18 protein-coding genes and 1 tRNA gene are annotated in these 21,974 nt (G+C 55.8%); 7 read left to right on the top strand and 12 right to left on the bottom strand.

Annotated features, from left to right (window positions below; all coding sequences use genetic code 11):
• Nucleotides 1-13: 13 nt before the first annotated feature.
• The 10 genes from ACR0AU_RS07590 to ACR0AU_RS07545 form a co-directional block, all read right to left on the bottom strand.
• The gene (locus tag ACR0AU_RS07590) at nucleotides 14-793 is read right to left on the bottom strand and encodes a protein phosphatase 2C domain-containing protein (RefSeq protein ID WP_170732701.1); all 780 of its coding nucleotides are present in this window, start codon (nucleotides 791-793) and stop codon (nucleotides 14-16) included.
• On the bottom strand, nucleotides 793-1,770 hold the full coding sequence (locus tag ACR0AU_RS07585; RefSeq protein WP_480795495.1) for an FHA domain-containing protein: 978 nt from the start codon (nucleotides 1,768-1,770) through the stop codon (nucleotides 793-795). The genes ACR0AU_RS07590 and ACR0AU_RS07585 overlap by 1 nt, the downstream gene beginning before the upstream one ends.
• A 199-nt stretch (nucleotides 1,771-1,969) precedes the next feature.
• Entirely contained in the window at nucleotides 1,970-4,153 is a 2,184-nt protein-coding gene (locus ACR0AU_RS07580) for a serine/threonine protein kinase (RefSeq protein WP_170732699.1), read from the bottom strand.
• 340 nt (nucleotides 4,154-4,493) lie between these two features.
• Nucleotides 4,494-5,783, bottom strand: coding sequence for a dynamin family protein (locus ACR0AU_RS07575; protein WP_170732698.1), 1,290 nt, complete (start codon nucleotides 5,781-5,783; stop codon nucleotides 4,494-4,496).
• Entirely contained in the window at nucleotides 5,780-7,822 is a 2,043-nt protein-coding gene (locus ACR0AU_RS07570; RefSeq protein WP_480795494.1) for a dynamin family protein, read from the bottom strand. The genes ACR0AU_RS07575 and ACR0AU_RS07570 overlap by 4 nt, the downstream gene beginning before the upstream one ends.
• Nucleotides 7,823-7,890: 68 nt before the next feature.
• Nucleotides 7,891-8,754, bottom strand: a complete 864-nt coding sequence (locus ACR0AU_RS07565; protein ID WP_170663465.1) for a hypothetical protein — start codon at nucleotides 8,752-8,754, stop codon at nucleotides 7,891-7,893.
• A gap of 22 nt (nucleotides 8,755-8,776) precedes the next feature.
• Nucleotides 8,777-9,178 (bottom strand): hypothetical protein, encoded by a 402-nt coding sequence (locus ACR0AU_RS07560; RefSeq protein ID WP_170407295.1) that lies wholly within the window; start codon nucleotides 9,176-9,178, stop codon nucleotides 8,777-8,779.
• 25 nt (nucleotides 9,179-9,203) lie between these two features.
• A complete protein-coding gene (locus tag ACR0AU_RS07555) occupies nucleotides 9,204-10,853 on the bottom strand; it encodes a dynamin family protein (protein WP_480795493.1) in 1,650 nt (549 codons plus the stop codon).
• 8 nt (nucleotides 10,854-10,861) lie between these two features.
• The gene (locus ACR0AU_RS07550) at nucleotides 10,862-12,862 is read right to left on the bottom strand and encodes a dynamin family protein (protein WP_170393929.1); all 2,001 of its coding nucleotides are present in this window, start codon (nucleotides 12,860-12,862) and stop codon (nucleotides 10,862-10,864) included.
• Between the two features lie 2 nt (nucleotides 12,863-12,864).
• Nucleotides 12,865-13,278 (bottom strand): hypothetical protein, encoded by a 414-nt coding sequence (locus tag ACR0AU_RS07545; protein ID WP_170393931.1) that lies wholly within the window; start codon nucleotides 13,276-13,278, stop codon nucleotides 12,865-12,867.
• Between the two features lie 768 nt (nucleotides 13,279-14,046).
• On the opposite strand from ACR0AU_RS07545, the gene ACR0AU_RS07540 reads away from it, so the two are divergent.
• Nucleotides 14,047-14,131 (top strand) — tRNA-Leu (locus ACR0AU_RS07540).
• 50 nt (nucleotides 14,132-14,181) lie between these two features.
• On the opposite strand, the gene ACR0AU_RS07535 is transcribed toward ACR0AU_RS07540, so the two are convergent.
• Nucleotides 14,182-14,799 carry a TetR/AcrR family transcriptional regulator gene (locus ACR0AU_RS07535; protein WP_170732693.1) on the bottom strand — a complete coding sequence of 206 codons (618 nt, stop codon included), beginning with the start codon at nucleotides 14,797-14,799 and terminating at the stop codon, nucleotides 14,182-14,184.
• A gap of 161 nt (nucleotides 14,800-14,960) precedes the next feature.
• Here ACR0AU_RS07535 and ACR0AU_RS07530 point away from each other — a divergent pair, with 161 nt between their 5' ends.
• The 5 genes from ACR0AU_RS07530 (at nucleotide 14,961) to ACR0AU_RS07510 (ending at nucleotide 19,505) form a co-directional block, all read left to right on the top strand.
• Nucleotides 14,961-15,890, top strand: coding sequence for an AEC family transporter (locus tag ACR0AU_RS07530; RefSeq protein WP_170732692.1), 930 nt, complete (start codon nucleotides 14,961-14,963; stop codon nucleotides 15,888-15,890).
• A gap of 102 nt (nucleotides 15,891-15,992) precedes the next feature.
• Nucleotides 15,993-16,826: an S-formylglutathione hydrolase gene (gene fghA, locus ACR0AU_RS07525; protein ID WP_170422726.1), complete on the top strand. Its 834-nt coding sequence runs from the start codon at nucleotides 15,993-15,995 to the stop codon at nucleotides 16,824-16,826.
• A 3-nt stretch (nucleotides 16,827-16,829) separates the two neighbouring features.
• On the top strand, nucleotides 16,830-18,290 hold the full coding sequence (gene sthA, locus ACR0AU_RS07520) for a Si-specific NAD(P)(+) transhydrogenase (RefSeq protein WP_170407278.1): 1,461 nt from the start codon (nucleotides 16,830-16,832) through the stop codon (nucleotides 18,288-18,290).
• Nucleotides 18,287-18,742 carry a YaiI/YqxD family protein gene (locus ACR0AU_RS07515; protein ID WP_170511868.1) on the top strand — a complete coding sequence of 152 codons (456 nt, stop codon included), beginning with the start codon at nucleotides 18,287-18,289 and terminating at the stop codon, nucleotides 18,740-18,742. Before sthA ends, ACR0AU_RS07515 begins: the two co-directional genes overlap by 4 nt.
• A 142-nt stretch (nucleotides 18,743-18,884) precedes the next feature.
• The gene (locus ACR0AU_RS07510) at nucleotides 18,885-19,505 is read left to right on the top strand and encodes an HAD family hydrolase (RefSeq protein ID WP_170596569.1); all 621 of its coding nucleotides are present in this window, start codon (nucleotides 18,885-18,887) and stop codon (nucleotides 19,503-19,505) included.
• Nucleotide 19,506: 1 nt separating this feature from the next.
• Here ACR0AU_RS07510 and ACR0AU_RS07505 read toward each other — a convergent pair whose 3' ends face one another.
• Nucleotides 19,507-20,748, bottom strand: coding sequence for an MFS transporter (locus tag ACR0AU_RS07505; protein ID WP_480795492.1), 1,242 nt, complete (start codon nucleotides 20,746-20,748; stop codon nucleotides 19,507-19,509).
• Nucleotides 20,749-20,896: 148 nt separating this feature from the next.
• Here ACR0AU_RS07505 and zapE point away from each other — a divergent pair, with 148 nt between their 5' ends.
• Nucleotides 20,897-21,955, top strand: coding sequence for a cell division protein ZapE (gene zapE / locus ACR0AU_RS07500; RefSeq protein ID WP_480795491.1), 1,059 nt, complete (start codon nucleotides 20,897-20,899; stop codon nucleotides 21,953-21,955).
• Nucleotides 21,956-21,974: the final 19 nt, after the last annotated feature.

Raw genomic sequence — 21,974 nt, 5'->3', positions numbered from 1 at the left:
TTTCACTGCCTGTCTAAGTCTGTGCCGGTTTGACCACGGCGATTGAAATGTTGTCCTGATCCGGGTCTGCCTTTGCATGCAGTGCTTGAAGCAGCGCATCAGCAATATCGCGAGCCGGGGAATGAATATGCGTGCGCACCAGCGTTTCGATCTCGGAATTGCCGAGATATTGCAGGCCATCACTGCCAAGGATCAGTACATCTGCCGCAATCAGCGCCAATGGTTGTTCCGGACAATCCACTTCTGGAATCGCAGCCCCCATGATCACCGAAGTCAGTTGGTTACGATCCGGATGGCCCTGAGCCTCTTCCGCGCTCAGTAATCCTTGTGCGAGCTGTTCGTCGATCACCGGGGCCATCGAGTGATCTTCGTTGACCTGTGACAGGGCATCATCGCGGAACAGGTAAAGTGGACTGTCACCGATCGAGATCCAGAATACGCGTTGATCCAGCATCAACATGCCCAGAAGGGTGGAGCCCAGATTGACCTCGTTTTCCTCACTATGGCTCGCCATAGCGGCGTTGGCCTGCATTGCGGCCAACGGCAGAGCGTCGAGCAGTGCGCTCTCAGCAAGGTCGGGCCCATCCAACTGGGCATCCATCGCATCGCGCCAGGCTGAAATGACCAACTGCGAAGCGACTTCACCCGCTTCATGACCACCCATACCGTCGGCAATCACAACATAACCCGCGTCTGCCGCGTCAGAGACCCGCGCAGCAATCGCGTCTTCCTGCGAGTCGCGCTGACCCTGGTCCAGGATCAGGGCAATATCATATGCAGGGGTCGCCAGCATTAATCGGCATCCCGCCAGTCAAAGCCGTCATCACAGAAAGCGGTGAAGCGGATCGAGGTTTCGCTGATCCGGATCAGATCGCCGCTGGACAAGGCTATGGTGCTGAGCACAGGCTTGCCATTCAGGCGCACCAAGTTGGCCTTGCCGCCATGGCCCAGATAGCATTTCCGGTCCTCTGGGTCATATGCGATGACGGCGTGATTGCTGCGAGAGATCCCGGTGTCGCCGAAATCCAGCTGAATAGCCTGATCGTCATTCCGACCGATCTGCATCAATCCCTCGGTCAAGGTAATCGCGGCACCCCGACCCGGTCCGGCGGTCACGACCAGCCAGCCAACCGGGAATGTCTGTTCGGCCGCTTCTGTCTTTTCAACGGGCTCAGCTGTTTCCATCAGCTCCTGAACATGCGTGTCTGCACGCTCGAAACCCAAAAACGTCGTCTTCACACGAGAACGCCGATCTTCAGCCGGTGCAGGTGCAGGTGCGACCATGGCGGGTTCCGGGGTTACATCAACAGGCTCCGGTTCCGGTGCGGGTTCTCCGACGATTTCCACCTCGCCCGCAACTTCAGATACGACTTCAGGTTCGATGGCCTCTGGTTCTTCTACGGTGACTTCGGGTTCATCGTCCTGAACCTCGTCTTCCGCAGTCAGATGAAGCGTGACAATCTGTTCATCTTCTTCGACCTCTTGAATCTCGGCCACTTCTTCTTCGGTCGCCTGATCTTCGATCTGGTCTTCCGAAAACTCGGGCATCGGTTCTTCGGGGATCAGTTCGTCTGCTTCCTCGTAGCTGTCCGAGCTAACGTTTCCACCCGCAAGGGCCGCGCGCAGGGCGTTGAAATCCGCAATCGGAGCAGCGCTTTCTGTTTCGACCGCTTCCGCAACGGTTTCGGTTTCGGTTTCCACCGCATCTTCTTCTTTCGGTTTTCCGGCACCTTCTAGAAGCCGGCTCAGAGGGCTTTTGTATTTGAACATGGTGTCGTCACCTTCTTTGATTTCTGATGCGGGGTTTTACCCGCGGGACTGCTACAAACCGCTTCGCCGTAGGCGCAGGGCACTGATGAAGAGGAAACAGAGAAACATTTACGTCGCGACGGGTTGGTCCCCGACGGGGTGACGCGATGGGCGGCACCCCCAGCACACTGACCTGGCGATAGTCACATCAACTGGGCGATCACTCCTGCGTTAGTTGCATGACCGCAGTACTTTCAGCTCCGTTGCGCAGAATGCTTAGGCGCGCCTCGGGTTGGTTGTCGGAAACAAGTTGAGCAAGGATGCCGTCCAGACTCTCGGGCTCATTGATCGAGACTCCAGTCTGTGTTTCGCGCAGCAGCACATCCCCCCGCTGCAAACTGCCAGCAACTTCTTCCGGAACAGATGCGACGACGGTTTGCCAACCTGCCTCGCCCGCATGAGCCACATCAAACGAATAACCGTTCAGAAGGCCAAAACTGCGGAAGGCGGGCAGGGCCAGCAATCCATTCTGCGCGCGCGTTTCGCCCAGACTGCGATAGCGCGCTGCTACACGGATATACCCGTCTGGGTCGACCGAGAAACTATCTAGAACATACGATGCAAGCGTTGTGTCCGGACGAATAGGTTCACCATTCAGAGTAAAAATCGTAGCGCCCCGTTCGACCCAATCCCCGATCACCGACCTATCTTGACCGGCGTTCAATCCATTGATGGCAATGACACTCCCGGTCGAGCTGCGACGCTTGGACATCGTGAATGGAATCTCAATATCCCAGTGCCCAAATGCGACCTGGTTTTCGGCTAGATTTACCGGCGTCGCAGGTGCGATGGGTGTGATGTCTTCAACCGTAGGTTCCGTCACTTCAGGTTCCACTTCTTCAGGTTCCACCAAAGCGATTTCTTCGGGTTGCTGCTCTGACACAATGGCGGCTTCCGGCACCTCATTAGCCTGCTCGACAGGTTGTTCCTGCGCCGCTTCTGGTTCTGATGCCAAAGCGACTTCGGCCTGTTGCGGCTCTGTTGTGGCTTCGGCGGTCTGCTCGACGGGTTCCGGAGCTGCTTCTGCGGGCACCGGAGTAGTCGGAACCTCTGCAGTCACCGGAGTTGCCTCGGGCGATTGCTGATCGCCCGTCATTACGAAGTATCCACCTCCGGCCAGAGCCGCCAATACAATCGCGATACCCGCGATCATCTTGCCACTGCCGCCCGAGCCGCTTTTTACAACGGTGTCGACTGCAGCAACGGCCTCGTCCTGAGGTGCAAATTTAGCAAGAGTGTCTTCCGTTTTTTCCTCGTTCCCGAGGGCCAGATCAGAGTTCCCGGCCAGCAGCGCGGTCACGACGGCCTCCGCATTCTCGCTTTCGGCTTTGATCCGTTCTTTTTCGGCTTCTTCGTCTTTGCGATCCATGCCAACAATGACCGAAACCGGGCGATACGCGAAACTGTCGAACATCACACCGGGACCACGGAACATACGCAGCCAGTCCAATGCGGTTTGCACACGGTCAGTGGCGTGCACTTCCATTGCTTTGTCGATCGCCTCAAGGAACCCGTCTGGATACCCTTTGAATCGCCCTGTCAGCGGTTCATAAGGATCGTCTTGGCCGTTGTTGAACGCATTCAAACGTGTCTGGCCATCAATCGGTCGCTCGCCGCTGATCGCATGATACAGCGTTGCAGCCAGTACATAGAGGTCACTGCTGGGGCCCTGATCCGCGCCACGCACATAAAATTCGTGTGGCGAATACCCGTCCTTAATCACGCGCAGCGTCAATAGCGCCGCTGACTTGTGTGCCGCCTGCTCGCGTGCTGCGCCAAAATCGATCAGGATGGGTTCGCCATTCTCATCGATCAGGATATTGTCGGGTGAAATATCGCGATGTAGCATGCCACTTTGGTGAATGAACGACACCGCAGACAGCATTTTTTCGGTGACCTGAACGATAAAGTCCGGTCCGCTCTTGTTTTCGGGTTTTTCGACATAATCCAGAAGATCGCATCCGCGGATCAGGTCCATCGCGATATAAGCGGTGTCGTTGTCCTCAAACACCTGATGCACGTCGACGATGTTGGGATGAACCAGCCGCGCATGGTTGCGTGCTTCCTGAATGAACAGGTCGATAATGGCGCGCAGGTCTTCTTTGTGGTCGGGGTTGGCAGGTTCGACCAGATCACCATTCCGCTGGCAGAGCGCCCCCGGATAGCATTCTTTGATGACCACATCGCGATCCAGACTATCGCGCGCGAGATAGGTGATCCCAAACCCGCCGTTGCTTAGGAACCGGAGGATTTCATACTGTCCGCGCAGCAGCTTTGCGCCTGGCTGCAATCCTTCGATCTGAGGTTCGTCGTGCGTTGCGCCGACCGCCTGGTTGTGGCTCATTTCTTCCCGCCCATTCTACTCGTTTATTGCGGCATAGATAACCAGGGCTTCAGCCCGCGAACTCACAACCAAACACAACCGCAGGACACTTAAGACGGTTAGACGTTTCAAATTTGACTTTATTGGGGCCGCCTGATGGCTTCACTATGGATCACAAAAATCGAAATCGCCTATATAGTGAGTCCAGACCCTCATACCACAATATGCTGTGTTTGCCTGATGGAAGAAATGGATTCTATACCGCCGAAATAGACGCTTGGTCCACGAATTCGAAACAATATCGCGCTGATTCCGAACGCTTCGAATCGCTGCGATGCGGCTCAATTCAAGCGGGAAAAACTTATGTGCCGGTTTTTGGGGGCGCCGACGCAACAGAGCTGCCTGCCCAAGCCAGATTGTCGCTGAGTTGTGCGAGAATGCTTATTGCATCCTTCAGCGGTGCGTCCCCGGTTTCAAACTGCAGCAACAGCAACAGGTCAGTGGCCTTTTCAAACTCGGCCGGAATCCAGTCTGCTTTGGGATCGATTTCGGTACCAGATTCTAACCTTTCGGCAAAATCCTCGACGATTTCCTGACAGCTTCGCAGGAAGGCCGCCGGTTCAATATCTGAGCTTTCGCGCAGATCGTTGTAAATGCTGGCGATGGCCGCAAGCCAGTCTTCAAGGATTGGATTGTCCAGGGGGGGCAGGGCGGCCTCTAGGCTTGCCTGCACAGTATTGCCGTCGGCCTCAGCGCCATCTGTCGAAGCCGCACCAGTAAGGTTCTCCAGATAAGGCATAAAATCTTCAGCCAGATCTTTTTGGGCGGCCTCAAGATCATGGCGACGGTGATCAGAGGCTATGTGCAAAACCTGTTCTGCCAAGTTCTGCCCGCCACAGGTTTCCCACAAAGCAAAGTCGGGTTCAGGCTCTTGTTCCATGGCCCGTACCGCTACCGGGGTGCCGATGGTCACAACCGCGCGAAACAAATCGCCCTTCTCCTTGTTCAGGCGTGCGACTACCCGATCCAGAGCATCCCGCACCGGAGGCAAATCGGCATGTGTTACAGCCAACAAGCTGTTATCGCGCAGCTTTTGAGGGACCTGCGACCACAAATGGCGTTCGGTTTCACGCCAGGCGTTGGTGCCATTGGTGCACCAGATCGCACAATCCACATAGTCGAGCAAATTTAGAGTCTGTTTGTAGGTATCATCCAGTGCACCGGCACCGGGCAGATCAAACAGCGAAATCTCCTGCAGGGCAGGGGTGTTCAACCCGACCGAGATGAAATCGGGTTCGTCCGCCGCTGCCTTTTCCAGCGCTATACCCGAATAGACTTTGGGTTCCTTGTCCCACCAACCAACGGTTGTCTCAGGCGTATCAGCATAGGCCACGATCACCAGGGGCAATTTCAGATGCTGCGGCCCGGTGGGCAGAATGTCTGCCCCCGCCAGCATGTTGGCAAGGCTGGACTTTCCGGCTCCAAACTCCCCGGCAAAACCAATGGAAACCGCGTTCGAAAGCCGCTCGGCATGGGCCAGCGCGCGGGCGCGCATATCATCCAGCTCTGCCGATGAGTGCGCATTTTCGGTGGCGGTCAGGAAACGCTCTAGCTGGCGCACTTCCTTTTCGGTTCCGGGGAATTCAATCATTCTGCGGCCTCTGCCTGTCGAGTGTCCACGGGTGCAGTTCCGTGCACCGCCCCTAGTTCATCGCTGATGCGCCGCGCTTGGTCAACCGCACGTTGCGCTTCGGCGCGCGCGTTCGACCCATCGGGGCCTGCGCGATGTTCCAGATGCCCGGCCAGCAGCGCCATATAATGGTCAAGAACGGTTTTCATCCGTTCGATCAGGTCGCTTCTGGCGGTATCTACAAGATCGTCTCCGATCATCTCAAACTCTTGAACGATCATCCGTTCGGCGCGGTTCAACACACTGCGACGCGATATCAGTCGCGACAGCCATGTCACACGCAACTCAACCGTAATGCCACGCGTCAGCGCGCTTGTATTCGGACGGAACCAACGCACCGCGCTGGTATTCATGCGATTGTCCACGGGCTCCTGCCATCCGGGCAGGGCGCGCAAAGCAGCATTGGTCTGCATATCGATTGCGTAAAGCTCACTAAGCATACGCTGCCGCACCACCTGGGTCGCGCCCTGGACAAGCTCGCGCATCCGCTCACGCAGAGGCGTAAAGTTCAGCTCGGTATCTCCATCTTTGGCCAGCAAAGGCGATTGCCCATCAGGGCCGCGCACAACGATCGAGACAGCCTCGGCGACGGTGTCATCCATAACGCCCCGCAAATTGGCCAATACATCGTCCATATCATTGGTGATGGCCTTGGATTTATCTTCAACTAGCGCGCGCAACTCAGAAAGCGTTTTGTTGTTTTCTTCGACATCCGCTGTGTCGGGACCATCCTTTTCTTCAATCGCACGAAGCCGCGCAGTGCTGCGCTCAAGCTCACCTTGGGCAAAACTGTTGAGGTGCTGCCACGCAATATTAAGCTGTTCTTGGCGCGGTCCTTCGGTCAGGGCTTTGGTCACATGACGGCGCAGATCGGGCAAGCCCGACGCGATCATCGCGGCAAATCGCAATACACCTTCGCGGCTGATGGGGCCGGGACCTTGTTTGATCTCTTCGACGCCGTCAAGATATTGCTTCATCTGTTCGGGATGCGCCCTCAGCCACGCCAATATTTGATCATGGTCGATTCCGGTTTCATCCCCGGTCAGCGCATAATGGGCCCATTGGGCGCTGCCCATCAGAACGTCAATCTCCGAGTTGCCAAGCGCCTGTTCGAGCCCGTCCAATACGTCAGTGCGCACCTTGCCGGCATCTTCGGCGCCACCGCCCAACTCGTCCACGCGGTTGATGAAGACCACGATCTGACCAAGCTCTAGCGCTTGCATCAGGCGGAATAGCTTCAGATCAGCCCGCGACAACGCCTGATGCGCAGACAGCACGACGACGAAAAAGTCGGATTCCTTGAGATACTGGCGCGAAATCTCTTCACGGATCAGCAGCGGGTCATTGACACCGGGTGTGTCTGTGACTGTCACCGGATACGGAAAATGGCCAATGTCAAAATAGACCTCGGCCTTACGGGTGATGTCGCTGTAAAGGCCCCGATCTGAACCGGGGTCATACTGGTCTTCATCTGTCGGGTCATCCCCGGCACAGACATAGCGCGCCAGGTCATCCGAGGTCAGTTCATCCAGATCGTGATGCTCGCCAAGCAGGTGCTTATAGCTTTCGCCCAAGCGTAGCTTGGCGCGGGTTTTCATTGCCTCGACCTGCTCTTCGATCATCTCGCGCTTGTAGCTGTCCTCTTCATCAGGGAACATGTTGCGCAACTCTTCACCTTCGGCGATCAGGGCCTGCCATTGGCGATTGTCGAAGAAATGAAACTCGGCGCCCGACGTCCGACCGGACGGATGACCGAAATGCATGTCGGTGATCACTGTCGTCCATGGGTTCACGTCCGAGGGCAGATATTCTGCGTGCCCGGTGAAACCGTTGATCAAGCGCGATTTTCCGGCCTTGATTTGACCTACGAATGCTATCGAAGGCTTGAAGTTCGACAAGTCGTCAACGATGCGCGAGATGAAGTGACGCGTTTCGTCATTGCTCGTCCCGTTCATGTCTTCTGCGATGCGAATAAGCTCGCGGCGGTTTAACTCACTCATAAGATTTACCCTGGTAACTCGTATTTTGTTTAACTTTGCAAAGTGGACACTATTTGGCAGGAACGCGGTTATTCAACGGCGCTATTCAATGTTTTCCATAGGTTGACGACAGCGCCCAGCTTGCGGGCGTCATGAACGGCGGCGGCGGTTTCCTGACCGTCGCGCAAGATGGCGAGACCCGCGCCTTGTCCACCTGTCGGGCGAATGACGATCAGCTGCGGATCAGTTAAAGCATCGGAACCATCGGCCTGCCATCCCGCCAGATCCCGGGTGAATCGGGTCAATATATCCGTCTCCGGATGTGCGTCTTGGCCCTGCGCGCACAAACCGTCAAATTGCATCTCGTCTTCAGTCGACCCAATCAGTATTCGACCTAATGCGAACCGATCCGCGCCCTCAAAGAATTTTCCGGCAATACTGGTGGCGCCTTGTGACGCAGTTTCTGGCTGGGCTTCTGGTTCTAAGGTCTGGTCGGAAACGATGGCCATGCGCGGCTCTTCGATTAGTTCAATCCGCGCGCAGGCCGCTTCGACCTCCGAAAAGGTAACCCCTACGTCATCAGCCTCAAGCGCCGTATCCGGGCGCAGAGAAACCAACTCAAGCGGGCCGGGTGCCGTTGCAATTTCCGACACCACTTGCGCCAGTCGTTCGATCAGTTTTTCGCGTGCTTCGGTTTCAAAATCCGGGACAGGTCCCGAAGCACAGCGGAATACGTCGGTGACCCGAGAGCTGTTGACTTCGATTGCCAAAGTTGCCCCGTCAGCCGCCGTAAATTCCAAACGCCGAGGCAAGATCGTGCCCCGGATGGCCCCCAGCACCTCATTCCGGCGTAACAGTGCGCTGCTACCCGATAGGTAGATTGCAGGCGATAAGCGCGCGATCGAAGTCCGCCCGATCCCTTCGAGCATATCCAGTATTTCACTATCCATCATGCGTGACCCCCTCTGGTCCCGTCTACACCGCGGCCGCCACCGGCCCGAGGCTGAGATGTGATTTCGTAAGCGCCAGCCCGACATTCGCGCTGTCGCGGCAGATATAGCATACCACGTGATCAGGATATTCTGTTGTCCTGAGAAAGATGTGCAGCCGGTCGTTTGAGAACACCGCGATTTCCCCAAATCCGGGGTGTTCAGTATCGTCGATTTTTGCCGCACGCAGGAGTTCTTCGAATCCCTTCATACCGCGTCCCTGAAACAGATTAGCTACTGCAAGTGCGAGATTTTCGAGCGCATCAGCGCTGTCTTGGTCCGACGCGTCGACGCCCAATAACATGCCGGTCTCCATGTCGACATACCCGGCTGCGATGCAGTCGGGTATGGTTTCGATGGCCGAAGCCAGAGCAGAGTCAATCGACATTCAGATGCCCACCTTCGGGTTTAATCTAAATCGCATGCCACTCCGCTCCGCCGTTCTTGCGAGCCTCAGAAACGGCGCGCGGTATGTCTTGATTCCGCTTAGCGTCATGTTCCAACGCAATCTGGTCAAACTCGGACAAGAATGCTGCAAAGGCGCTTTTCAGGCCATTTGCATCGTCAGGCAGGTTCTCACGCGCCACGATTTCACCCCACATTGCTGCAGCACTGAGTGGCGTTTCTATGAGGCGATCGCCCAAATCATCTGCCTTGTCATCGGCTGCATCTTCAATCTCTTCGGCAGCAGCCTCACCCACCATTGATACGACGCGGTTTGGAGCCAGCGCATTCGATTCGGGCTCCGGTTCATATTCGTCTGCCGAGTTTTCCGACTGTTCCGCCAACAGGGCCGTAATCGACGAAACCGATACTTCGATATCTGATGATTCTTTGGCGTCTTCCGACGGCTCTTGTTCGGTGTCCGCAGCTTCGACTGCTTCCGCTTCGTCCTCTTCTTCACCCAAGACGATCAGTTCGGCATCTTCCTGCTCTTCCTCATCATCGTCATCCATGAAATCAAACTCATCCACGTCGGTGATGGGGTTTGCCAAGAGGTTCAGATCCAGCGGATCTTCCGTCTTGTCAGAGAACAAGGCACGTAAGTCTTCATCAGCAGGCTCCGCTTCGGTAGCCATTTCCGCGCGCATCCGCTCGGCTTCTTCTGCATCAATCCGCGCCTGTCCGGACTCCTCGGTGCGGCGTTCCACGCGGGCAGGGCGTACCGGGAAACTTGTAACCACATCACTATCGGCAGTGTCATCCTCCATCGGCGTGACAAGTTTCAGCGGCGCATCGCCAGAGGTTTTCTCGGGCCGCGATGGCTGAACTTTGGGCGCGTCTGACAGGGATTTGTCAATTTGATAGCGCGACAGCATATCCGCACGGCTGTCCATGATCTGCTCAGTGATCTCAAGGAAACTGTCGACCATCTTGCCGCCGCCGCTGCGTGACCACAGCTCGGCGTCGCCGGTTTTGTCACGGGCCATGATGGCATCACGGGCCGAGAACAGGATCGTGCGATTGAACAAATGACCCGCTTCCCGATTTACACGGCGTAAGACCTTTTGACGGTCTTTCTGATTCAAAGCATCTGCGCGCGTCACCAACAACAGCGACTTGTGCTGCAGACGTTCTGGCAGCGAAACCCAAGTGGCACGTTCAGTCTCCCGCCAAGCTTGGGTCGAGTGCGTGCACCACAACACACCATTGGCCTGGCCAACTGCGCGTTGCCAGACATCCGTCGAAATCTTCGGGTCCGAAATGCCGGGTGTGTCGATCAGGTCGACCGCCTCAAGAATATCGGCTTCAAGGAAGATGCGAATGAACTGGGCGTCGTTGACACCAACCTGTTCAAGCTGATCCAATTCGATATTCTGCGTACTACCATCATGGCGTTTGATATAGGCGGGTCGATTGCCCCAGCTGAACCAGATCGGCGGCAGTTGCGTCGCTGTGACCTGCGTCGGCAGTGCCTGTTTGCGCAGCAGGAAATTCATCAACGTCGATTTGCCTGCACTGAATTCCCCCATGAGCGCAAACACAGGTTTGCGGCGGGACCACTGCTCGATGCGGTTCCAAGCCTTGGGAGAGACGAAGCGGGTTTGTGATTCTTTTACCATAACTCTTCTTATGCTGCTTCGTTACTAAGGTCTTTCAGGATATCGCCCAGAATATCGTCACGTGATTTCTGCGGCTTCTGCTCGGCCATCTGGGCCGCAGCCCTTTCAGGCGATTGCGAGATACTGAGCAGCGTGTCCTTCTGTTCGGCAATAAAGTCGGTCAACGTGGCCCGCACGTTCTCTAGTACGGCGGCGATCTGGTTTTCCTCGATGTCTTTGGTGATCGAGTTCGCCTCGGACGCGATCAGTCGCGTATAATCTGCGGCATAGGCTTCGAACCCTTTGCGGCGTTGCCACCAACGTCGCCACCATGTGCTCTGCAGGTCCAGTGCGATTGTGCGGCCAATCCCTAATGGCGGGGGTACACGAGGCACGATCGGAGCTTCAATGTTGAATTCACCCAAGTGGTTGCCCAGCAGCTTTTGATACAGAGCCTCCACGTCCGCCGCAGCAGCCGAATACAGAGCACCGGCATCCTTACGCATGGATCGGGCAAAGCTGAAATATGCCGCCTTCTGCAAGGTGCGCAGACCTGCCGGATCATATTGCCATGTACCCTGCTCACCATTCTGTTCCAGATGTGAGATCAGAGAATCCGTCGCACGTTTGACAAAATTTGCTTCTGCAGACGCAAGTCGCTCTAATACCTTGTCGCGCAGCTTGGTTGTCAGTTCCGAGGCTTTCTTTTCGTACTCAGCCGAAACCTTTGCGATCGCTTCTTCGGGCGACGCACCGTCCAGATCCCGAACGATACCGTCAGAGTTAGACAGCGTCTTGGCCACTGCAGTAGCCCGGATCTGGCTGGCGATGTTGCGCGCCCGATGGCGAACGCGATCCAAAAGACGCGTTCCTGCACCCTCAGCGATACGCTCATTCATGGCGAGCAGCAGATCAGGCAATCCTGATAGCGCCCAGATCTTATCCAGCGATGCAGCCTGATCGCCAAATCCAGCCGCCAGGTAAAAGGTGTTCAACGCCTCGCGCGATTCCTCAGTTAGAATGTCCGGGTTTCCGGTCAGCGCAGCCTCGGCCCACAGAGCGCTGCCAAAAACAACGCTGGTGTTGGCGTCTATGTTGTTCTGTTTCAGTGTGTCTTGAATACGATCACGTATCTCAGGCACTTGATTGACCGGGTCTGACAATTCATCGATGCGGTTCACGAACAGGATGATCTGGCGGTTCTCGAACTGTGCGATGATCCGCATTAGCGCCATGTCCATCGTGGTCAGCGCCTGGCTGGCAGCCAAAACAACAACACACACCTCTGATCCACGCAGGCTGCGTAGGGTGATTTGTTCGCGTACCATAAAGGTATCGTTCACACCTGGGGTATCGCAGAGCTTGAGCGAGATCGGATATTGCGGGATATCCATGAACAACTCGGCCGATTTAGTCACATCGGCGAAACGGCCCGTCTTGGGGTCGATATCCGGGTCATCCTCATCCCCGAGGCAGACATATCGCTGAATCAGTTCATCGTCGAAATAATCATACTGGTGGCTCTGACCGAGAATCAGGTCAAAGTGCTTCCCAAGCCGCTCTTCTGATTTGGCCTTCATCTCGCCGATTTGACGGCGAATATCGTCCATCTCATCATCGGCACCGGCTCGATTGGCCAACTCGCCCAGACGACCGCCGCCAACCATCAGATTGTCCCATTCTTCCTGCTCGAAGAATGTGAATTTGGAACGGGTGTCGCCTTCTGTGCGGGTGTTGATGTTCAGCGTTGTAACCACCGAGGTCCACGGGTTCACATCCGAAGGCAAAAGATTTGGCCGCCCGGCCAATATGTTCACGATCGAGGATTTGCCGGCCTTCACCTGCCCCACCATCGTGACACTGGCGGTAAAATTCTCCATTTTGGTCTTGAGCGCAGCCAGCCGTGCGGAAGACCGTGCATCCGCCACCTCTGTCAGTTGGTCGATCTGTGTCGTCAACGAGGTCATTGCCTCTGTCATCTCAGACAGGGACTCGTTTCCGACAGACAGAAGGTGGTCGTTACGCGCCATGGTCAGCCTCCGGTACCAGTTGCAGCGATGTGGTTCCCTGCCCCGTCAGGCAGGCTTGCAAGCGTGTCGATTCGTGCGATCAGATCCAGCGCGTTGCCGAGGATTGCGGCCTCGGTTCGCGGTGAAATCGATTCATATGCGAAAGAATCAGCCAGAACTTCGATTGAACTGAAGCCTTCACCATTTTCCAAACAAGCCACACGGCGTCCGGTCGGAAAATCATCTGTTTTGTTGGCAGGCAGCGGCATGCGGGCATTAGCCAGCAAGTAGCGATTGCCCGAATGCGTACGGAGAGCGACGCCGAATCCTGTGCCAGGGTGCTGACGGTTCAGGGTTTTCAGTTCGCCAATAAAGCTTTCACGCGCAAGGCTGACAGCGTCTTGCTCGGAAGCAACGGATTTGATCTGGTTGGTCACGACAGAGACCCTTGTTCTGGAGTTGAGCAGAAACTCGCACGGTGCCAGAAGGCAAAAAGACTCATTAACTCCTGCGCCCAATCAATTACGATTACCGCGGTGTTATTTTGACGCGAATAGGATATTTTGGCGTTTGAAATGTGGCACAATTATGATGGCGTCTCATAGAAATACCTCAACCTATGAGAGAGTAAGCCACGACGTTGACGAGTTGCCCAAGTTTTTATGGCTTTGATTGCTTGTTAAAAAGTCCGAGATTCCGTGGCGTCAAGGATTTACACGCTGCTTCTTACGTTTTTGAAATATATAAAAATAATTTCTATTTCTGTGATCGAAGGAACCTCTGATTGAAATTCGATACGAAACCACTCACCTCAAGTTACACTTTTTTGAAATGTGCCCCACACAAAGTAATCTTTCAGCGACTCAACGTATGCGAGTTTAAGATAAAGAGAAAAATTGCGATAAATGTTCGCTAAATGGAAACAAAAAGAAGGACCAGAGAACGGGCCTTCACACAGGTGAAATTACGACCAAAACCAGCACCTGAGCACTGTTCGTGCTGGAAAGACTGGCCAAACCGCATTCTCACTGTCCAAGGCACGTTCTTTAACATTTGGCACATGCGAGTTCTGGTTAAACTTACTTGGGCAAAAGATTGTTTCCAGCGAGACGATAATAAACTGCCCTCTCGCTTGATTTTACCTCTCGCACTCATTCAAAAGCTTTGCTATTCAGCGCGTCGTCGCGGTGCTTCGGCATCGGGTTGCGGGTGTGGCGAAATTGGTAGACGCACCAGATTTAGGTTCTGGCGCCGCAAGGCGTGGGGGTTCAAGTCCCTCCACCCGCACCAATACGACTTCTTACCATCAATGTGATTGATCGCTGGCGAACTTACGCAGTTCAAACGCCGTAGCGCGCCATAAACATGTCGACGGCCTGTAATGCAATCTCGTCTATCTCGTTCTGGTCAAATCGATTTTGGATACCGAACGCCGCGCGGCCCCATAGTCGGACTTTGCACAGTTCAGAAAACTGCTCGGCCGCGATGTTGACGTCTTCAACCGCCAACTCACCTTTACCAACCGCCTTGGTCAGATATTCGGCCATCTGGCGTTGGCCGTTCTTCGGCCCTGCTTCATAAAACGCTTTACCAAGCTCGGGGAATCGGTCGCGCTCGGCCACACATATGCGAAAGACTTGCTGCGCGAAGTCCGAGACGAGAAAAGCCGTAAGCTGAGTGGCTGCTATCGTCAGCACCTCGCGGGCTGGCTTGGTCTCATCGATCATCGAAAGGATGCGTTCAGACATCAGGCGACATTCGGTCTGGGCAACCTCGGTGAACAACAGTCGCTTGTCGGGGAAATAGCTGTATAGCGTTGCCTTCGAAACACCCGCCGCACGCGCGATGTCATCGACGCTTGCGCCTTCAAACCCATCCGCCATGAAAACCTCTCGGGCCCCACGTAACACCTGGTCGAATTTACGGCCTGTACGCAGGATGGTGGCGGCTTGGGTCATGATGTCTCCGAATTGCGATATCCTGCAACACTATAAACCGTTCGGTTCAGTTTCAACGCTTTTCACTCCGATAGCGGTTTTGGCACAACGTTACGGCTTCAATCGTACCGCCGACCGTGCGTCAACCTTGCGAGCCTGACCAGCCATGTTAACACGTTGCCATGGTCGAGATATTTCTGCGCACTCTCCCCTTTTTCGCAATCATCGGCCTGGGGTTCTGGGCCGGACGCAGCCGGTTTTTCCCTCCCGAGGCGACAGCATATCTAACCAAGTTCGTGTTTTTCTTTGCTTTGTCGGCTATGCTATTCCGGTTTGCCGCCACCCTGCCCTTTGCCGAAATTTTCAACGGTCGGCTGGTTCTCGGGTATCTGATCGGCACTGCTGGCGTCTATGCGCTGGCGACGGCTATCGCTTATCTCCGAGGGCTGGACATCCCCACCGCCGCGGTCGAGGCGCAATGTGCTGCTATTGGCAATGTTGGGTTTCTGGGCCTGCCCATGCTTGCGCTTTTATTCTCCGAAGCTGCCATAGGTCCAGTGATGTTGGTGCTGACAGTTGATCTGGTTGTGTTTTCCTCATTGATCGTGATTCTGATCAACGGTGGCCGCGATGGTCGGCTCAGCCTGGGGACGATGCGCCTGATCGGGATTGGCCTGCTGAGAAACCCCATGATCTTGTCAATCTCCGCCGGATTGCTCTGGTCTGCGTTAGAGGTGCCTGTACCAGCCCCGCTTAATGATTTTCTGACAATTCTGGGCGGTGCGGCTACGCCGGGGGCGCTGTTTGCCATCGGGGCGTCGCTGGCAGACAAATCGGCCGAGCGCATCCAGATCGCGGGCTGGTTGAGTTTTTGCAAACTGGTGCTGCATCCGTTTTTCGTGGCACTTATGGTGATTTGGCTGATCCCGGTTGCCTCATTCCCTGCGATGGTCGCAATCGCGGCGGCGTCTTTACCAGTTGCAGGCAATGTTTACATGCTGGCCGCGCACTACGGTGTGGCCCCGCAACGGGCATCTGCTGCCATCCTGTTATCTACCATCGCCAGCATTCTGACCGTCCCGCTGGCGATAGGATGGGTCAGCGGATTCTGATCTTCACCTTTTCGAAAAATGAGCTTTCCAGAGGTGGCTGCACTTTACGCCGACGCTGCAGACCGGTAGCCATGGCCCGGAAACAACGTAAGGATCAGCTTGATGGAAACCCTTTCGGAAAATGCCTGTTTTGGTGGTGTGCAGGGCGTTTATCGCCATGCTTCCTCGGCCTGCAAATGTGATATGACATTTGGCCTGTTTCTTCCAGCCGAAGCCAAGGACGGCCCCGTTCCTGTTCTGTGGTACCTGTCGGGCCTGACCTGCACCCATGAAAATGCCATGACGAAGGCGGGTGCCCAGGGCTGGGCGGCCGAACAAGGCATTGCTCTGGTATTCCCCGATACCTCGCCACGCGGCGAAGGTGTGGCGGATCACGAGGACTATGACCTTGGCCAAGGTGCAGGGTTCTATGTCAATGCCACGCAAGGCCCTTGGACGCCTCACTTCAACATGTGGGATTATGTTGCCGAAGAGTTGCCGGCCCTTCTGGCCAAGAACTTTGCGATTGATCCTGATCGTCAGGCCATCACAGGACATTCGATGGGTGGGCATGGCGCATTGACGCTGGCGATGAACCTGCCCGGGCGTTACCGCTCTGTTTCGGCCTTCTCGCCGATCTCGAACCCCATGGGGGCGGATTGGGGCCGCAAGCAACTCAGCGCGTATCTGGGCGATGATGAGACCGCATGGGCCAAGCATGACGCGTCGGCGATGATGAAAAGCACAGGCTTTGACGGACCGATCCTGATCGACACCGGTGCAAACGATCAGTTTATGGATCTGTTGCGCCCGGAGGCACTGGCGCAGGCAATTGCCGAGCGTCGCCAGCAGGCCACTTACCGACTGCAGCCCGGCTATGACCATTCCTACTATTTCGTGTCCACCTTTATGGAGGATCACATCACCTTCCACGCCGAAGCGCTGTATGGGGACTGAGGCATGAGCAAATATGACTATGACCTGATCATCATCGGCTCGGGCCCTTCAGGCCGGGCAGCGGCGATTCAGGCAGGCAAATTGCAACGCCGGGTGCTGGTGATTGACCGCAAAGACCGTTTTGGTGGCGTTTCGGTACATACCGGCACGATCCCATCGAAAACCTTGCGAGAGACGGTGCTGAACCTGTCAGGCTGGCGCGAGCGCAGTTTTTACGGGCGTTCTTACCGGGTCAAGGATCAGATCAGCGCAGAGGATCTGAAAGCACGGCTGCACATGACACTCGATCACGAGGTCGATGTGCTGGAGCATCAGTTCAACCGCAACCATGTTGAAACGCTGAACGGGTTGGCGACGTTCACGGGGCCACACGAGATCGAGGTGGCTACGGATGCAGGCGAATCCACGCGTCTGACAGCAGCTAAATTCCTGATCGCCACCGGCACCAAGACCTACCGGCCAGATTACGTGCCTTTCAATGGCAAAACTGTCGTCGATGGGGATGATTTCCTTGAGATGGAGGAAATCCCGCGTTCGCTCTGCGTGATCGGTGCGGGCGTGATCGGCGTTGAATATGCAACCATGTTCTCGGCGCTTGATGTCCGGGTGACGTTGATCGAACCGCGCGAGACGTTTCTGGATTTCATCGACAAGACACTGATCCACGATTTCACACATCAGATCCGTGAAAATGGCGTCGATCTGCGGTTGGGTGCAGCCGTCGAGAAAATAGAAGACGCCAGTAGCCATGTTGAGATCACGCTGGACAATGGGCGGCACGTCCGGGCCGAGATGCTGCTGTTTGCAGCCGGGCGGATGGGGGCAACCTCGGCGCTGAACCTGGATACGGTTGGCATTGAAACGGATCATCGCGATCGTATCAGTGTGGACCGCAAGACCTATCAGACCTCGGCGCCGCATATCTATGCCACCGGAGACGTCATCGGGCATCCGTCGTTGGCCTCAACTTCGTTGCAACAAGGGCGGGTCGCGGCCTGTCATGCGCTGGAGACTCCAACCCTGCCGGAAAGCCCCTGGTATCCGTATGGGATCTACTCGGTCCCCGAAATCTCAACCTGCGGGATGTCCGAGGAAGAACTGCAGGAGCGTGGTATTCCCTACGAAGTGGGCGTGGCCCGTTTCCGCGAAACCTCACGCGGGCACATCATGGGGTTGGAGCATGGCATGCTGAAAATGCTATTTTCGCTCAAGACCCGGCGGGTTCTAGGTGTGCAAATCGTTGGCGAAGGGGCAACCGAGCTGATCCATATTGCGCAGGCGGTGCTGAACCTGAAAGGCACGGTGGACTACTTCGTGCAGAACACGTTCAACTATCCGACCCTTGCCGAAGCTTACAAAATCGCGGGGCTGGATGCCTTTAACCGGATGCCCATTCCGGACGAATTCAAGGTGCGCAAATCGACGCCAAAGGCGAAGTCAGCCCCAAAGGTCAAAGAGGCGTGACGACGCTTTACATCGACGGGGATGCCTGCCCGGTCAAGGCCGAGGCTGAACGGGTGGCAACCCGGCACAAGGTGCCGATGGTTCTGGTCTCAAACGGAGGGCTACGCCCCTCCGCCAACCCGTTGGTGCAGGTAGTGATCGTCGCCTCGGGAGCAGATGAGGCGGATAAGTGGATTGCCGAACGCTGCGGCACCGGCGATATTGTCGTTACCTCTGATATACCGCTGGCCGCCAAGTGTATTGAAGCCGAAGCACGCGTGCTTCGGCCCAGTGGTGAGGCTTTCACCGCGGCCAATATCGGCCAGCAATTGGCAATGCGCGATCTGATGGCGGACCTTCGCGCGGCGAACCCGCTGGGGACAGGTGGCGGGGGAAAACCATTTAGCAAAGCCGACCGGTCGCGTTTTCTAGATGCGCTTGAGCGCGAGATACGCGCTGCCCTTCGCAGGTAGTGCTCCCGCCGGTCAGAGACGCATCAAAGATGCGTATCCTCCCGTTGGGCTGGGCAGCGCGTGCCGCGCGGCGGTTGGCGCTTGCATCTCTGACTTGCGCTTGGTTCAGTCGGTGGTGATTGAACTGGTATGGGATTAAGTCATGGCCGTTGAAGCCGTCATATTTGACATCGGAAATGTGCTGATCGAGTGGCAGCCCGAGCGCTATTATGATCGAATAATCGGCGAGGATCGTCGTCGCGCCATGTTTGACGAGGTCGATCTGCATGGGATGAATGATCTGGTAGATCAGGGCCATCATTTCACGGATACGATTTACAATTGGGCGGACAAGTACCCGGAATGGCGCGATGAAATCCGAATGTGGCATGACAACTGGATCGAACTGGCCGCGCCCGAGATCCCACATTCAGCGCGACTGCTGCGCGCGTTGCGGACCAAGAAGATCCCGGTCTTTGCCCTGACGAATTTTGGGGTTCAGAATTTTGACTATGCCACTACCGTTTATCCGTTTCTGAATGAGTTTGATCGTCAATACGTCTCGGGTCGGATGAAGACGGTCAAACCTCATATGCCAATTTACGAAATGGTTGAGGCCGATTGCGGCATCCCTCCCTCGGCGCTTTTGTTTGCAGATGACAGGATCGAGAATATCGAAACAGCAAGGGCGCGCGGATGGCAAACGCATCACTTCATCGATCCGCAGGGTTGGGCGGATCGATTGGTTTCTGAGGGGCTGCTGACCGCTGAAGAGGCCGCATAGCTCAGGCTGTCACGCCGGTTGGTGAGCGATTTTCGCGGATGGGCAGGTGAATGATGGCGCTGAACGCTCCGATAGCGACGCCGATCCACCAAACCATGGTGTAATCACCGAATTGGTCGTACATGCGCCCGCCTAACCAGATGCCCAGAAAACTGCCGATCTGATGGCTCAGGAATACGATCCCGTAGAGCGTGCCCATGTACCGCAGGCCGTAGAGATGTGCGACAAGGCCAGATGTTAGCGGTACGGTCGCCAACCAGAGCGACCCCATCACAAGCGAGAATGCGATCACGGACAAGGGCGTGATTGGGAACACGATGAAGGCACCTGCGGCAAGCGTTCGGCCGGTGTAAACCGCCGCGAGCAGGTACTTCTTCGGCAAGTGATTTCCAGCCCATCCGGCCAAAAGGGTTCCGCCGATATTGGCCAACCCAATCAACGAAATCGCAATCGCCCCCAAGGCTGAAGTTGTGGTGATCCCCATCGAATGTAAGAGGCCTCCAGGTTGGATCGGGCCGCACATCTCGGTGACGAAGGCGGGGAAATGGGCTGTGACAAAGCCCAGTTGATAGCCACAACTGAAAAAGCCGATCGCAATCAGCGAATAAGACGGGTCGCGGAATGCCTTGGACAGGATCTGCCCCATACTCTCCTCTAACTCCGTCCTGCTGATGGGCTGAGGCGCGCGCATGAATGGCAATGTCAGGATCAATGCAAGGATAGCCACCGCAAAGATCAGAAACACTTGCTGCCAGGGTAAGAAAGTCAGCAACCACTCTGCTGTGGGTGCGCCAATGACTTGCCCGAAACTGCCCGCTGCGGTGACAATCGCCAATGACATCGAGCGGTTCGCATCCGATGAGGCACGACCTACGACCGCAAGGACCACGCCAAACCCCGTCCCAGCGATCCCGAAACCCACGAGCCAGGCATACATCTGATGTTCAAACGGGGTAACGGACCATGCCGTCAGGACCATTCCCGCCGTATAGGTCAGAGCGCCCAGAACGATGGCGCGCCGATCACCTATCTTTTCCGCTATGGCACCAAAGATCGGCTGGCCGATCCCCCAAGCCAGGTTTTGTATGGCGATCGCCATCGAAAAATCGCTGCGTAGCCAGCCGAACTCATCCGCAATCGGTATCTGGAACACACCAAAAGAGGCGCGTACAGCAAAACTGACTGTAATTACGATGCAGCCGACGATCAGGATCGGGTTCAGCAAACGGGTGGATTGCGACATTAAGGCTCCGAAGATTGGTTCCAGCAGACGTTAGCGGTACAACTCGGCGCGTCAATTCAGGAGTTTTGTGACGCCAGTTCAGCAAAATTGATGTGTCTGGAAAAAAGGTTTCTTTTCAACCCACGAAGCGATCGGTATGGCTCAACTCATGACGGATCTAATTTCACACTATGAAGATCTTATTGCTGATAGGACACTGACCCGGGACGACGCGCAAGAGGCTGTGCTGCCCCGGTTTGAGCGCATTCGAGCAGCCTTGGCCGAACCGGTTAAGCGTGGATTTTTCCGCAAAGCGCCGCCGCCACCCAAGGGTTTGTATCTTTGGGGAGGTGTTGGGCGCGGCAAGTCGATGTTGATGGACATGTTTGTCGAGACATTGGGTGAAATCCCAGTTCGACGGGTGCATTTTCATGCGTTCATGCAGGAAATCCATTCCGGTCTGCACAAGGCGCGTGAAGACGGCGTTGAGGACGCTCTGGTCCCTGTGGCCGATGCAGTCATCAAATCGGCGCGGGTGCTGGCCTTTGATGAGATGCAGATCGTCGATATCACCGACGCGATGATCGTGGGGCGGTTGTTTGATCTGCTCTACAAGGGTGGTGTCGTTATCGTTACGACTTCGAACAGACATCCGGATGATCTATATAAGGATGGGTTGAACCGGCAGCTTTTTCTGCCTTTCATTCAGCATATCAAAGAGCAACTGGAAGTGTGGGAGTTGGTTTCACCCACGGATTACCGGCAGAACCGACTTGAAGGCTCGCCGGTTTACTTCACCCCCATCGGGCCCGAAGCGCGGGAAAAGATTCGTGAGGTGTGGAATGATCTGTCGGGTGGACCGGCAGAAGAGCTGGCCCTTCAGGTGAAGGGTCGCGAAGTTGTCCTGCCCGCCTTTCGCAACGGCGTTGCACGGGCCTCGTTTTATGACCTCTGCGGACGAATGTTGGGTCCGGGAGACTACCTGGCCATCGCAGAAGCGCTGAAGGTACTGGTTCTTGAAGACATCCCGCGTTTGTCACGCAATAATTTCAATGAGGCCAAGCGCTTCGTCACCCTGATCGATGCGCTTTATGAGGCGAAAGTTCGGCTGATTTGTTCCGCCGCCGCAGAGCCTGAGATGCTCTATGTCGAAGGGGAAGGAACTTTTGAGTTTGAGCGTACGGCCTCGCGCCTGCGGGAGATGCAAGACAAGAATTGGGGCAGATAGGGGGCGCTGCGCTGGCGCA

This window comes from Ruegeria sp. CG1 (assembly GCF_056537265.1).
This window is presented reverse-complemented; position numbering and strand designations above follow the sequence as displayed.